General features: G+C 57.1%; 13 protein-coding genes and 1 tRNA gene. 9 read left to right on the top strand and 5 right to left on the bottom strand.

The features are described from left to right. The first annotated feature begins 1 nt into the window (after nucleotide 1). Complete coding sequence (locus HBN68_RS03640; protein ID WP_169838615.1) at nucleotides 2-1,051, top strand: tyrosine-type recombinase/integrase; 1,050 nt, start codon at nucleotides 2-4, stop codon at nucleotides 1,049-1,051. Nucleotides 1,052-1,148: 97 nt separating this feature from the next. On the opposite strand, the gene HBN68_RS03635 is transcribed toward HBN68_RS03640, so the two are convergent. Next, nucleotides 1,149-1,222 (bottom strand) — tRNA-Cys (locus HBN68_RS03635). A gap of 435 nt (nucleotides 1,223-1,657) precedes the next feature. Between HBN68_RS03635 and HBN68_RS03630 the strand changes: the two genes are divergently transcribed. Then, nucleotides 1,658-2,089, top strand: coding sequence for a hypothetical protein (locus HBN68_RS03630; protein ID WP_094994336.1), 432 nt, complete (start codon nucleotides 1,658-1,660; stop codon nucleotides 2,087-2,089). 159 nt (nucleotides 2,090-2,248) lie between these two features. On the opposite strand, the gene HBN68_RS03625 is transcribed toward HBN68_RS03630, so the two are convergent. Beyond that, nucleotides 2,249-2,812 carry a helix-turn-helix domain-containing protein gene (locus HBN68_RS03625; protein ID WP_094994337.1) on the bottom strand — a complete coding sequence of 188 codons (564 nt, stop codon included), beginning with the start codon at nucleotides 2,810-2,812 and terminating at the stop codon, nucleotides 2,249-2,251. Between the two features lie 92 nt (nucleotides 2,813-2,904). Between HBN68_RS03625 and HBN68_RS03620 the strand changes: the two genes are divergently transcribed. The 7 genes from HBN68_RS03620 (at nucleotide 2,905) to HBN68_RS03590 (ending at nucleotide 10,074) form a co-directional block, all read left to right on the top strand. Then, nucleotides 2,905-3,834 (top strand): DMT family transporter, encoded by a 930-nt coding sequence (locus tag HBN68_RS03620; RefSeq protein WP_178088430.1) that lies wholly within the window; start codon nucleotides 2,905-2,907, stop codon nucleotides 3,832-3,834. A 179-nt stretch (nucleotides 3,835-4,013) separates the two neighbouring features. Further along, a complete protein-coding gene (locus HBN68_RS03615) occupies nucleotides 4,014-6,932 on the top strand; it encodes a monovalent cation/H+ antiporter subunit A (RefSeq protein ID WP_094994339.1) in 2,919 nt (972 codons plus the stop codon). Beyond that, entirely contained in the window at nucleotides 6,932-7,276 is a 345-nt protein-coding gene (locus HBN68_RS03610) for a Na+/H+ antiporter subunit C (RefSeq protein WP_003446102.1), read from the top strand. The genes HBN68_RS03615 and HBN68_RS03610 overlap by 1 nt, the downstream gene beginning before the upstream one ends. Beyond that, nucleotides 7,273-8,958, top strand: a complete 1,686-nt coding sequence (locus HBN68_RS03605) for a monovalent cation/H+ antiporter subunit D (protein WP_169962687.1) — start codon at nucleotides 7,273-7,275, stop codon at nucleotides 8,956-8,958. Before HBN68_RS03610 ends, HBN68_RS03605 begins: the two co-directional genes overlap by 4 nt. Next, the gene (locus HBN68_RS03600; RefSeq protein ID WP_094994341.1) at nucleotides 8,955-9,443 is read left to right on the top strand and encodes a Na+/H+ antiporter subunit E; all 489 of its coding nucleotides are present in this window, start codon (nucleotides 8,955-8,957) and stop codon (nucleotides 9,441-9,443) included. The genes HBN68_RS03605 and HBN68_RS03600 overlap by 4 nt, the downstream gene beginning before the upstream one ends. Further along, nucleotides 9,440-9,718, top strand: a complete 279-nt coding sequence (locus HBN68_RS03595; protein WP_047273660.1) for a K+/H+ antiporter subunit F — start codon at nucleotides 9,440-9,442, stop codon at nucleotides 9,716-9,718. Before HBN68_RS03600 ends, HBN68_RS03595 begins: the two co-directional genes overlap by 4 nt. Beyond that, on the top strand, nucleotides 9,715-10,074 hold the full coding sequence (locus tag HBN68_RS03590) for a Na+/H+ antiporter subunit G (protein WP_094994342.1): 360 nt from the start codon (nucleotides 9,715-9,717) through the stop codon (nucleotides 10,072-10,074). Before HBN68_RS03595 ends, HBN68_RS03590 begins: the two co-directional genes overlap by 4 nt. A gap of 76 nt (nucleotides 10,075-10,150) precedes the next feature. Here the strand turns inward: HBN68_RS03590 and HBN68_RS03585 are convergent, their stop codons facing one another. The 3 genes from HBN68_RS03585 to tolR all read right to left on the bottom strand — a co-directional run bounded on the left by HBN68_RS03585 (nucleotide 10,151) and on the right by tolR (nucleotide 13,000). Continuing rightward, entirely contained in the window at nucleotides 10,151-11,641 is a 1,491-nt protein-coding gene (locus tag HBN68_RS03585) for a DASS family sodium-coupled anion symporter (RefSeq protein WP_169962685.1), read from the bottom strand. A 130-nt stretch (nucleotides 11,642-11,771) separates the two neighbouring features. Beyond that, the gene (locus HBN68_RS03580) at nucleotides 11,772-12,557 is read right to left on the bottom strand and encodes an energy transducer TonB (RefSeq protein WP_169962683.1); all 786 of its coding nucleotides are present in this window, start codon (nucleotides 12,555-12,557) and stop codon (nucleotides 11,772-11,774) included. Then, nucleotides 12,554-13,000, bottom strand: a complete 447-nt coding sequence (gene tolR / locus HBN68_RS03575; protein ID WP_094994344.1) for a protein TolR — start codon at nucleotides 12,998-13,000, stop codon at nucleotides 12,554-12,556. Before tolR ends, HBN68_RS03580 begins: the two co-directional genes overlap by 4 nt. Nucleotides 13,001-13,007: the final 7 nt, after the last annotated feature.

The raw sequence follows: 13,007 nt of genomic DNA, 5'->3' as shown, positions 1-13,007 counted from the left end.
AATGCGCCCTCGCAAAACCGAAAACCAACACCTGCCGCCACGGATGTATCAGCGAACACGCCTGCGCAAAAATGGGAAAGTGTGGACGGCTTACTATTACCGCGATGCAACGGGCCATGACATTCCGCTGGGTAAAGATATCGACCAGGCCCGTATGAAGTGGGCCGAACTGGAGTCGAAAGAAAAACCATTAGACCTACTTGTAATGAGAGGGATATTTGATCGATACGCCAGAGATATCATTCCAAAGAAGGCGCCAAGGACGCAAAAAGACAATGCCGCCGAACTTCGCCAACTGAGGTCTGTATTTGATGACGCGCCTATTGATGCAATCTCGCCGTCTATGGTGGCTCAATACCGTGATGCCCGATCAGCCAAGACGCGAGCAAATAGAGAACTCGCACTGCTCTCGCACGTATTTAACATAGCCAGGGAGTGGGGGTTAACTCGACAGGAGAATCCGTGCCTCGGTGTTCGCAAGAACAAAGAGAAACCCAGGGACTATTACGCCAATGACGACGTATGGCGAGCAGTTTATGGCTGCGCTCCACAAGAAGTTCAGGACGCGATGGACTTGGCCTATCTGACTGGACAGCGCCCGGCTGATGTTTTGGCGATGCGCCGCGACGATATGGTGGGGGATTTTTTGCTGGTACGCCAAGGTAAGACTGGCAAGCGCCTACGCATTCACTTGAACACCAGTGTCGGCCGCAGCAGTCTCGGGCTGTTGCTTGACCAAATCATGCAGCGCAATGCTGCTCACACCTCACCTTATTTCATTCTCAGCAAAAGCGGTGTGCGGGTGTCCTGGCAAATGATGCGCAACCGCTGGGACGCCACTCGCTTGCTTGCCGCTGATAGGGCAAGAGCATCGGGATCAGAGGAGGAAGCAAAGCGGATTATGCAATTTCAATTTCGAGACATCAGGCCAAAGGCCGCGTCGGAAATTGCAGATATTTCGGAGGCGAGCGCACTTCTTGGGCACTCAAAAGAAGGGATTACGGAACGGGTTTACCGGCGTGTTGGAGCCATCGCCAAGCCCACAAAGTGAGTTAGTTATGGAACACCATGCCCAAAGTAATGGAACACTTCACTTTTCAGCACCCAATAAAAAACCCCGCAGACCTTGATCTGCGGGGTTTTCAGTATGGAGGCCGAGGCCGGAATCGAACCGGCGTGGGCGGATTTGCAATCCGCTGCATAACCATTTTGCTACTCGGCCATTTGTGCCTGACATTTTAAAATAAACATCAAATACAAAAGAAATTGTGACGCTCTAAATCCAGCATTTCAGGCTGTGCCTCGTGCTGATGGCGCGCATTATGTACTAGAAGAAAGAAGCTGGCAACCCCCTGAATTCTAATAATTTTTAGCTCTGCTATCTAAGCTGTGTCAGTCTCTGAAAATGACGCAGTGGATCATTGCTGATGACACTCGTAAATGATGACGCACACAGTGAGTCACTCCAAGCTAAGGCGCGCGCAGTCATTCACCTGTCGCCTACAGCGCTTTGTCATGGAGCAGAGCACAATTCCTACCAACACAATCACACTTACCCTCAACTTCTGAGGACGCGCCCGACTTAATCCTAAGCGGCTCTCACGTAAAGTCTCGCCGCCGTTAACGAACGGACCGACACCTTTACTGGAGCTTTAAGATGAAAAAAATATGGATGCCCGCGGCTATTGCTGCAGCAGTTTTGGCCACCAGCGGTTGCATGAGCCATAACGTGAGCCAGCCCAACGCTCCTATTGCCGGTACAGTTACAGCTGACCTGAAAGCAAAAATCGAAGTCGGTGGCGAAATTACTGGTCAATCCACATCGAACGTTCTGTTCGGCGTATTGAAAATAAGTGGCGACAGCGAATTCGCCGATGGCGTGACTTACGGCGGCCCAGCGCCAGCGTTTAGCCTGCCTGACCCAGTTTCAGCGACAAAAGCCGCAGCCGCATATAAAGCCGTTAAAGGCTCAGGCTCTGATCTGATTGTTGCACCACGCTATGCAGTGTCGGTTGAAGACTATTTCATTTTCAAGAAAGTTAACGTCACCGTGACAGGCAACAAAGGCAGCATCAAGAACATCCGCTAAATAAAATGTTCCAGGCTGCTCAAATCGTGCAACAGCTCGGGCTGACCCCCATTCAGCACATCCCCACCAGCGTCAGAACAGCCTAATGAACTGATACTGTTGCGAGCCGTTGCCTATCGAGCCGCTTGGTTCGGCGGGACACAAGTCCCGCCACCTACCTTAAATCACTACATTTCGTATAAAACGCAGCACCGCATCACCTTCATTGCGATAAGCATGTGGTCGATTGCTCGCATACGTATAAAAGTCGCTCGCGTTAAAGCGCAATACTTGATCGTCAAGCATCAAGGTCAAACAACCCTCAATGATGTATAGCTGTTCGCTCCAGCCGTCCGCGTCGGCCTCGGATAGGTATTCTTCTCCAGGCTCCAGACGCCACTCCCACAACTCGACCTCCTTCTTTGCAGCGGCCTTGGCGAGCAACACCGCCTTGCTTCCTGGAACGCAACCGCTCCAGGCCACTTCATTGATCCGACCAGGATCGGGGGAGCCGGGAGCCTGAATCAGATCACTGAAAGCCACATCTAAGGCTTCAGCCACTCGATCAAGGGTGCTGAGGCTGACATTTTTTTCGCCCGCCTCAATAGCGACCAGCATCCGTCGACTAACCCCTGACGACTCTGCCAAAGCACGTTGACTGAGCTGTGCGAGCAGCCGTAGACGTCGTACATTTTGGCTCACGTGCTGCAGTACAGACGCACGCTGGGAATTTTCTTTGGGCACTATATTGCTCACTTTGTGACACTGCGCAGTATACTGCTCAGCTTTGGCGCATTGTGCGTCTCACGTTTATAACGCGCAAGGTCGTGACACCATTGAAAGCTTCCAGACTGTCGTTTTTGACATCTCGTATCAGTAAAGCGGAATACGTGCTGATCCTGATCACTATGGTGTGGGGGGGCACATTTCTGCTTGTGCAAAATGCTCTTACTGCAAGCGGCCCCCTGTTCTTTGTCGGGTTGCGTTTTGCTGCCGCGGCCAGCATCGTCGCGCTGTTCTCAATCCGCAGCTTGCGCGGCATTACCCTGCTTGAATTGAAGGCAGGGTTATTCATAGGCATTGCCATCATGCTGGGCTACGGCTTGCAAACCATTGGTCTGCAGACCATCCCCAGCAGTCAATCAGCCTTTATTACGGCGCTGTATGTTCCTTTTGTTCCACTACTGCAATGGTTGGTTCTAGGCCGTCGTCCGGGATTAATGCCCAGCCTGGGCATCATGCTTGCCTTTGCAGGATTAATGTTGCTCTCAGGCCCCAGCGGCGCGTCGTTAAGTTTCAGTTCCGGTGAAATCGCTACGTTGATCAGCGCCATCGCCATCGCAGCCGAGATCATCCTGATTAGCGCGTATGCCGGTAAAGTCGACGTGCGCAGAGTCACCGTTGTGCAATTGGCGACTGCTTCCGTTCTCGCATTTGCGATGACCGTACCTACCCATGAAGCAGCTCCCGACTTTTCATGGCTACTATTAATAAGCGCTGTCGGATTGGGTATTGCCAGTGCAGTCATTCAAGTCGCCATGAACTGGGCGCAGAAGAGCGTATCCCCTACCCGCGCCACATTGATTTATGCAGGAGAACCTGTCTGGGCAGGAATCGCCGGGCGCCTGGCGGGCGAACGTTTACCTGCCATTGCTTTGCTGGGGGCAACATTGATTGTTGCAGCGGTGATCGTGAGTGAGTTAAAAACAAAAGGTAAAACTCTCGACATACCTGATGAACACGAAAGCAACAAAGCATGCGATTGATTCTGCAGCGCTGAAATCAGATGTACACACCCCTATCCGGGAGTGCTCATACAAGGATGCTGCCGGCAAGCCATTACACAGCTTGTACACATTTTGTAGGATTCGGCGCCAGCTTGAGTGTTGGTGATCCCCTGCCCGCCACGTATGATCGCTCACAAACTCCTGCAGATTAGAAGCCTATGTCCCTGATAGTTCTACTGCTTCTGCCCTTTATCGGCAGCTGTCTGGCGGCTGTTTTGCCGCACAACGCGCGCAACAGTGAGTCACTGTTGGCCGGTCTTATTGCCCTCGTTGGCACTATTCAAGTCGCCATGCTCTACCCGCAAATCGCCCATGGGGGTGTTATTCGGGAAGAGTTCATGTGGTTGCCCAGCCTCGGCCTGAATTTTGTGTTGCGCATGGACGGGTTTGCCTGGTTATTTTCAATCCTGGTGTTAGCCATTGGCACTTTGGTGTCCCTGTACGCCCGCTACTACATGTCACCTGAAGACCCTGTCCCGCGCTTTTTTTCATTTTTCCTGGCTTTTATGGGTGCGATGCTCGGCCTTGTGCTTTCAGGCAACTTGATCCAAATCGTGTTCTTCTGGGAGCTCACCAGCCTCTTCTCGTTTTTGCTGATCGGATATTGGCACCATCGCTCAGATGCCCGCCGTGGCGCGTATATGGCATTGATGGTCACTGGCGCAGGGGGGTTGTGCCTGCTGGCAGGCGTCATGCTGCTCGGCCATGTTGTCGGCAGCTACGATCTGGATGCCGTATTGGCTGCGGGCGACCAGATTCGCGCACACAGCCTCTATCCGATCCTGCTCACGCTTATCCTGATTGGCGCGCTCAGCAAAAGCGCACAGTTCCCGTTCCATTTCTGGCTTCCCCATGCCATGGCGGCTCCCACGCCTGTCTCGGCGTATCTCCACTCGGCAACCATGGTCAAGGCCGGCGTATTCCTGCTGGCAAGGCTTTGGCCTGCGTTGTCCGGCAGTGAGCAATGGTTCTGGATCGTCAGTGGGGCCGGTGCCTGCACACTGGTGTTAGGTGCTTATTGCGCCATGTTCCAGAACGACCTCAAAGGTCTGCTGGCCTACTCGACGATCAGCCACTTGGGCCTGATCACGCTGCTGCTTGGTCTCAATAGCCCGCTGGCTGCGGTAGCGGCCGTCTTTCATATTCTCAACCATGCCACGTTCAAGGCGTCCTTGTTCATGGCGGCTGGCATCATCGACCACGAGAGCGGTACTCGCGACATACGCAAGCTCAGCGGTCTGTTCAAGCTCATGCCCTATACCGCGACGCTGGCCATGGTTGCCAGCGCCTCCATGGCCGGCGTACCGCTGCTCAACGGTTTCCTTTCCAAAGAGATGTTCTTTGCCGAAACCGTCTTTATCAATTCCACAAAATGGGTAGAAATCGCGCTGCCGGTAGTTGCGACCGTAGCGGGTACTTTCAGTGTGGCCTATGCCCTGCGCTTCACGGTGGATGTGTTCTTCGGCCCCCCCGCCACTGATCTTCCGCACACACCCCATGAGCCGCCGCGCTGGATGCGTGCGCCAGTGGAATTGCTGGTATTTACCTGCCTGATGGTCGGCATTTTTCCGGCTCAAACCGTGGGGCCACTTCTTGCTGCCGCTGCCCGGCCTGTCGTCGGCGGGGAATTGCCCGAGTACAGCCTGGCCATCTGGCACGGCCTGAACGCACCGATGATCATGAGCCTGATCGCCATGTCCGGCGGCATCGTGCTCTATGTTCTGTTGCGCAAACAGCTCAAGCTCAATCGCTTCCCACTGCCGCCCCTGATCCGTTTCTTCAATGGCAAGCGTTTCTTCGAACGCAGCCTGGTGGTCATCATGCGGGGCGCGCGTCGAATAGAACGCCGCATCAGTACTCAACGCCTGCAAAGCCAGCTGTTTCTGCTGGTGCTGGCGGCCGTGATCGCAGGTTTGATTCCGATGATTTACAGCGGCCTGAGTTGGGGCGACCGACCGAAAATTCCGGGTTCGATTGTGTTCGTTACCCTGTGGCTGATGGCGATTGCCTGCGCGCTGGGCGCCGCCTGGCAAGCCAAATATCACCGTCTTGCCGCACTGACCATGGTCAGCGTGTGCGGGCTGGTGACGTGTGTCACCTTCGTGTGGTTCTCTGCACCGGACCTTGCCCTGACGCAACTGGTGGTAGAAGTCGTCACCACCGTATTAATCCTGTTGGGCCTGCGCTGGTTACCACGTCGGATCGAAGAAGTCTCACCTCTGCCAAGAACCTTACGCAAGGCGCGCATCCGGCGCCTGCGTGACTTGCTCTTGTCGACTGTAGTCGGCGGCGGTATGGCGCTGTTGTCCTACGCGATGCTGACCCGCCAGACCCCGAATGATATTTCTTCTTTCTACCTCAGCCGCGCATTGCCTGAAGGTGGCGGCAGTAATGTGGTGAACGTCATGCTGGTGGACTTCCGGGGCTTCGACACCTTGGGGGAGATCACCGTGCTGGTGGCTGTGGCGCTGACTGTATTCGCCCTGTTGCGCCGTTTCCGCCCCCCCAAAGAAAGCATGGAACTACCCGCTCAGCAGCGTTTGCTGGCCAAAGATGTGGTCACCGACCTGGTGAACCCGCGCAGCGCCAGCGACACCGCGCTGGGTTTCATGATGGTGCCTGCGGTGCTGGTGCGTTTGCTGTTGCCCATAGCGTTCGTGGTATCGATGTACCTGTTCATGCGCGGGCACAACCAACCGGGCGGGGGCTTCGTCGCCGGGCTGGTGATGTCAGTCGCGTTCATCCTGCAATACATGGTCGCTGGCACTCAGTGGGTTGAAGCCCAGATGAGCCTGCGTCCACTGCGCTGGATGGGCACGGGCTTGTTGTTTGCCACAATCACCGGTCTGGGTGCGATTGGCTTCGGTTACCCGTTCCTTACCACCCACACCGCGCATTTCAGCTTGCCTGTGCTGGGCGACATTCACGTGGCAAGCGCGCTGTTCTTTGACATCGGCGTATTCGCCGTCGTGGTCGGCGCCACCCTGCTGATCCTGACCGCGCTCGCACACCAGTCAGTCCGGGCTCACCGTCCCGGGCTGCAAGCCAATTCACAACCCAAGACAGGAGCCGCCTGATGGAAGAAGTCATCGCGATCGCGATCGGCGTACTGGCTGCCTCCGGCACATGGCTGGTACTGCGTCCCCGGACATTTCAGGTGGTGATGGGACTGTGCCTATTGTCGTACGGGGTCAACCTGTTCATTTTCAGTATGGGCAGTCTGTTCATCGGCAAAGAACCCGTCATCAAGGACGGGGTTCCGCAAGACCTGCTCAATTACACCGACCCGCTGCCCCAGGCACTGGTTCTCACCGCAATCGTCATCAGTTTTGCAATGACCGCGCTGTTTCTAGTGGTCTTGCTGGCCTCACGGGGCCTGACCGGCACTGACCACGTAGATGGCCGGGAGCCTAAAGAATGAACGTGATGCCGCACTTGATTATTGCGCCCATTCTCTTGCCGCTGCTGACCGCCGCGTGCATGTTGCTGCTGGGCGAGAAACACCGGCCCATGAAGGCCCGGATCAATTTGGGTTCAACACTGCTGGGGCTGGCCATTTCCATCACCCTGCTCCTATGGACCCAGCAGCAAACGGAACCAGCGTCCATTGGGGTTTATCTGCCCAGCAACTGGCAAGTGCCATTTGGCATCGTGCTGGTGGTGGATCGTTTGTCTGCCTTGATGCTGGTGCTGACAGGCATCATCGCCAGCTGCGCCTTACTGTTCGCCATGGCTCGCTGGGACCGGGCCGGAGCCAGCTTCCATGCGTTGTTCCAGATCCAGTTGATGGGGCTGTACGGCGCGTTTCTGACCGCGGACCTGTTCAATCTGTTTGTGTTCTTCGAGGTGCTGCTGGCAGCGTCCTACGGGCTGATGCTCCATGGTTCGGGCAAAGCCAGGGTGTCAGCGGGGTTGCATTACATTTCGATAAACCTGCTGGCATCGTCCCTGTTCCTGATCGGTGCTGCGTTGATCTATGGGGTTACCGGCACGCTGAACATGGCTGATCTGGCCCTGAAGATCCCGTTGGTGCCTGAAGCTGACCGCGGCTTGCTGCATGCCGGCGCGGCAATTCTGGCCGTGGCGTTTTTGGCCAAGGCGGGCATGTGGCCGCTCAATTTCTGGCTGGTGCCTGCCTATTCATCTGCAAGCGCACCGGTGGCCGCGCTGTTCGCGATCATGACCAAGGTCGGGATCTACACCGTTCTGCGCCTGTGGACGCTGATGTTTTCAGGTCAAGCGGGCGCTTCCGCCTACTTTGCCAGCGACTGGCTGATCTATGGCGGAATGGCCACCATCGTCTGTGCCGCGATTGCCATTCTGGCGGCTCAACGCCTCGAGCGCATGGCCAGCCTGAGCATCCTGGTGTCGGCAGGCATTTTGCTTTCCGCTGTCGGGTTCGCCCAACCCACCCTGACCGCGGCCGCCCTGTTCTACCTGATCAGTTCCACACTCGCCCTTAGTGCACTGTTCCTGCTGTCCGAACTGATAGAGCGCTCACGTTCCTCGAACGAAATGCTCCTTGACGATGATGTCGAGCAGCTCCCCAGCCTGATGGAATCGCTTAACCCGCCCCGTGGCACCAACCTTGATGACGAACAAAAAGCCGTCGTGGGCCAGATCATTCCCTGGACGATGGCGTTTCTTGGCCTGAGCTTCATTGCCTGCGCCTTGCTGATCATCGGCATGCCGCCACTGTCAGGGTTTATCGGCAAATTGACATTGCTAAATGCCCTGCTAAACCCCGTAGGCCTGGGCAATCTCAGCGAGACGCCGATTTCCACTGCGGCATGGTGCCTGTTGGCGCTGCTGATTCTTTCCGGACTGGCTTCTCTGGTTGGCTTTTCGCGCTTGGGGATTCAGCGTTTCTGGACCCCGCTGGAGCGCCCTTCACCGTTGCTGCGGCGCTACGAGTGCATTCCCATCGTCGTCTTGCTCGGTCTGTGCGTTGTCATGACCTTCAAGGCTGAACCCGTGATGCGCTATACCCAGGCGGCAGCGGACACGCTGAACAACCCGGAACGCTATGTCATGGCAGTCATGGGATCGCGCCCGGTGCCCAGTCCCGAAGCGAAAGCAGCCCGGCTGGAGGTGCAGCCATGAGGCGCCTGTTTCCCGCACCGTGGCTGTCGCTGGCCTTGTGGGCATTGTGGTTGCTGCTCAACTTGTCACTGAGTGCAGGCAATCTTTTGCTCGGGGCCGCACTAGGTTTTTTAGCGCCGCTGATGATGGCCCCGCTGCGGCCGTTGCCTATTCGTATCCGTCGTCCCGGCGTGATCATCAAACTGTTTTTTCTAGTGGGCCGTGACGTTATTGTTTCGAATCTGGCCGTGGCCTGGGGCGTGCTCAACGCCGGGCGCCGACCACCACGTTCACGGTTCATCAAAATCCCGCTGGATCTGCGCGACGCCAACGGGCTGGCAGCCCTGTCGATGATTACCACGGTCGTGCCCGGCACTATTTGGTCCGAACTGGCACTGGATCGCAGTATTTTGCTGTTGCACGTGTTCGATCTAGACGACGAAGCGCAGTTTATCCAGCACTTCAAGTCCACCTACGAACGCCCACTGATGGAGATCTTTGAATGAGTGCGCTGCTCTCCAACGCTATTTTGCTGAGCCTGTTCATCTTCAGCCTGGCCATGGTGCTGACCCTGATCCGTCTGTTCAAGGGCCCATCAGCCCAAGACCGGGTACTGGCGCTGGATTATCTGTACATCGTGGCCATGCTGATGATGTTGGTACTGGGCATTCGGTATGCCAGTGATACTTACTTTGAAGGCGCGCTGCTGATTGCCCTGTTCGGCTTTGTCGGGTCGTTTGCGCTGGCCAAATTCCTGCTGCGCGGTGAGGTGATCGAATGAATTCCATCAGCGAGTTATCACTGTGGATCGAGATTCCAGTGGCCGTGCTGCTGGTGCTGAGCAGCCTGTTCGCCTTATGTGGCGCGATCGGTCTGTTGCGGCTCAAAGATTTTTTCCAGCGCATGCACCCGCCTGCACTAGCGTCCACCCTCGGCGCCTGGGGAGTGGCACTGGCATCAATCCTGTATTTTTCGGCGCTTAAATCCACACCCGTATTGCACGCGTGGCTGATACCGATCCTGCTGTCGATTACCGTTCCCGTCACCACCTTGCTGCTGGCGCGCACGTCGTTGTTCCGCAAGCGCATGGCGGGGGAAGACGTTCCGGCAGAGGTCAGCAGTAAAGGCGGCAGTTAACGCACTCATCAACCCGAGACTGCAACCGGCGGTTTGCCCGCCAGTTGCAGTCTCGCGCAGTCCATGCGCAACAGGGCTACATCAGGCCCAACCATTTCCAGTACGTTGCACCGAAACCCAACATCAAGACATACCCCACTGCTGTCACAATCAGACCGACTTTGGCGAACTGCTTGGCGGTGAAGGTCTGCGTGCCCAGGCACACCATGTTTTGCGGCGCGTTGATTGGCAGGATGAAACCGTAACTGACCACAAAGCCCAACAACATGGTCATGCCCAAGCGGTTGAACTCACCGGGCAAGGTTTGCAGCACAGCAATCAGGATCGGCAGTAAAGCCGAGGTCAGTGCCGTCGCACTGGCAAACCCCAAGTGAATCAAAATCAGGAACGCACCCAGAATCGCAAAGATGCCCAGCGGCCCGACCTGATCCAGCCCGGTATGCTGCACCACTTGCCCCCCCAGCCATTGGCCGGCCTGCGTGGTGAGCAACGCCGTACCCAGACTGATACCCACCCCGAACACGATCACCGTGCCCCACGGGATGCGCGATTGCACATCTTTCCAGGTCATCACCCCATACCGGGGCAAAAGCAGAAAGACCAGCCCGGCGTAGGTGGTCGAGGTGGTGTCAAAACTGTGCAACTTGCCCTCCGTGGCCCACGCCAGCAGCAAGGCGACAGAGACCGCCATCAGGCGTTTCTGCGGCGCGGTCATCGGCCCCAGCGCTATCAACGACTGCTCCACGGCTTCTTTGCCGCCGGGGATGCTGTCACTTTCTGGCGGCAGCATTTTCAACACCACAAACAGCAACACCGCCGACATGATGATCGCCCAGGGCGCACCGGCAATCAGCCAGTCGATCCAGCTCACCCGGGCCCCCAACATTTTGTCCATGAAACCCACCGTCAGCAGGTTTTGCGCCGCCGCCGTTTGAATGCCCACGTTCCAGATGCTGGTTCCCTGCGCCACCACAATCATGATCCCGGCCGCAATGTTGGAGCGCTTATCGACACCGAACGCCAGGATCACCCCCATCATGATCGGCACCACGCACGCGCTGCGCGCCGTGGCACTGGGCACCACCAGGCTCAGCAAAATGGTCACGGCTATCGCCCCGAGCAAGATTCGCCGGGTGCTGGTGCCGATTTTTGACAGGGTCACCAAGGCAATACGCCGGTCAAGCCCGGTGTGGGTCATCGCCGCAGCAATAAACAGCGCGCCAGCCACGAGGGCCAGTGCGGCATTGGAAAACCCGGTCAGGGCCATGGTGATCCCGGCCGACGTCCCATAGAGGCGGGACGGGTCGTCCAGCATCGGCGCCATACCGATCAAAAACGCCATTAACGACGTGATCATGATCGCGCTGGCTTCGTACGACACCGCCTCGGTAATCCAGACCACCACCGCGAAGGCCAGGATCGCCAGCATGCGGTGCCCGGCGACCGGCAAGTCAGGCGGTAGTGGCAACAGCAAAATCCCGACCATGACCAGAACAGCAATCACCAGACCCAAGGGCAGTTTCAATTTTGCCGGGGTCGGCTCCGGGGTGGTTGCAGGCGCATTCATGGCCATCTCCTTGTGCATAAAATCGCCTGCAGCATAGGCCAGGAATGCGAACCGGGCGTTGATGCTTGTCAGCTTCACACCCGTCGAGATGCAGGCGACACGGCACTCAGGGCCCGGTTTTAATCAGTTTTTACTGAATTTTGTAGTGAAACGTGTTGCGTACGCTCGGCACACTGACGGCCTGGCCGTCCACCATGCGTGGTTTATAACGAAAGGTGGCCGCCGCAAGTAGAGAAGGACGAATAAACATCGGGTGGCAGTTGCCCACCACTTTCGGGTTCTCGACCTTGCCTTGAGGCGTCACCGAATACTCCACCGTGCAATCCCCTTCGATGCCTTTATCCAGCGCCCGCTGCGGGTAATCCGGCGCTTCCTTGCTGATTGGCAGGTAGTGGCGCACGTCGGCTGCCGCTGCCTGTTCCTGCGCGCGCCGGGCGTTATCTGCCGCGACCCGCGCCTGATCCGCCAGCGCCTGCTGACGCTGCGCGTCGGCCTGTTGCTCGCGTAGCCGGGCCTGTTGCTGTTCAACCTGGCGGGCTTCAAGCGCCTGTTGCTGCTCGGCAACACGTTTGCGCGCCAAAGCAGCCTGTTCAAGTTTGCGCGCCTGAATCTGTGGGTCGACCGGCACAGGTTTAACCTCGGGTTTAGCCTCGATCACAGGCGGCTGTTGCGTCACAGGTAACGGCTGCGGCGCTGGCGCGATCGCCCGCTCGGCAGGCAAGGTAATCAAGCGCGTCTTGAGCACCGATGGCGCGCTCACGGGTGGCTGTTGCAGCGTCCAGCCGACCACCAACAACGCCACCACTGCCCCGTGCAGCGCAACCGTTACCGCCCACGCCTGGGCGTTACGCCACAGTCGCCCCCACGACATGGACTGAGTCTGCGACACCGGGCTTCCCATCACGGCGGCGTTCATTGCGGCGCCTCGGTCACCAGCCCCAGGTTGCTCACACCCCCCTGTTGCAAGGCAGCCATTGCCTTGACCACGCTGCCGTAACCGGCCTCGTTGTCGGCGCGGATATACACCTGAGTGTCACCGTTTTGCGCCACCACCAGACCAATCTTGGCCTGCAACTCGTCAAGGTTGACGGCGCTGTCCGTCTGGTTTTTGGTGTCCAGTTCACTGCCCAGGTTCCAGTAGTACCCGCCGTCGGCCTTCACGGATAACGTCAGGATCGTCTGCTGCTTATCATTGACCAACGCCTCGCTGGCCACCTTCGGCAGTTCAATTTTTACCCCTTGGGTCAGCATCGGTGCCGTCACCATAAAGATCACCAGTAATACCAGCATCACGTCGATATACGGCACGACGTTCATTTCGGCCTTGGGCCCGTGTTTACGCTGTGGTCGAGCGAGCATGATCCAA

This window comes from Pseudomonas sp. WS 5078 (assembly GCF_012985745.1).
In the GTDB taxonomy this organism is placed as follows: domain Bacteria; phylum Pseudomonadota; class Gammaproteobacteria; order Pseudomonadales; family Pseudomonadaceae; genus Aquipseudomonas; species Aquipseudomonas lundensis_A.
The sequence above is the reverse complement of the archived record's forward strand: the minus strand, read 5'-3'. Positions and strand labels throughout refer to the sequence as shown.